The sequence below is a fragment of the Tenacibaculum sp. L6 genome (assembly GCF_028823685.1).
GTDB lineage: Bacteria > Bacteroidota > Bacteroidia > Flavobacteriales > Flavobacteriaceae > Polaribacter.
The window spans coordinates 1-255 of record NZ_JAPEHZ010000221.1 but is presented as its reverse complement, the minus strand read 5'-3'; the positions used below and the strand labels follow the sequence as shown (position 1 = coordinate 255).

General features: G+C 32.9%; 1 protein-coding gene. It reads right to left on the bottom strand.

Features of this window, described 5'->3' with window-relative positions; translation table 11 throughout:
- On the bottom strand, nucleotides 1–255 hold a 255-nt coding region (locus tag OU788_RS12800), incomplete at both ends, for a hypothetical protein (RefSeq protein WP_274635505.1).

Here is a 255-nt window from a genome sequence, read left to right as displayed (position 1 = left end):
GGTAATTTGCAATAACCATTTTCTGTAATCTTCTAATTTTTGAGATAGCTTTTTTAAAGTCGCTTTTTGTCTTCCTTTACGTTCTTTTTCGTATTCAGCTTCTTGTATATCGAGTTCCGTTTTCTTTTCATCACAAAGTTTACCAACGGTGTTATCTACAATGTATTTTGTAATGTATTTCGGTGTGTAAAAAACACCATCTTTTTTACGTTTGGTCTTGCTTTGTTCGGTCGAAACACCTTGAATTTCTGCTTG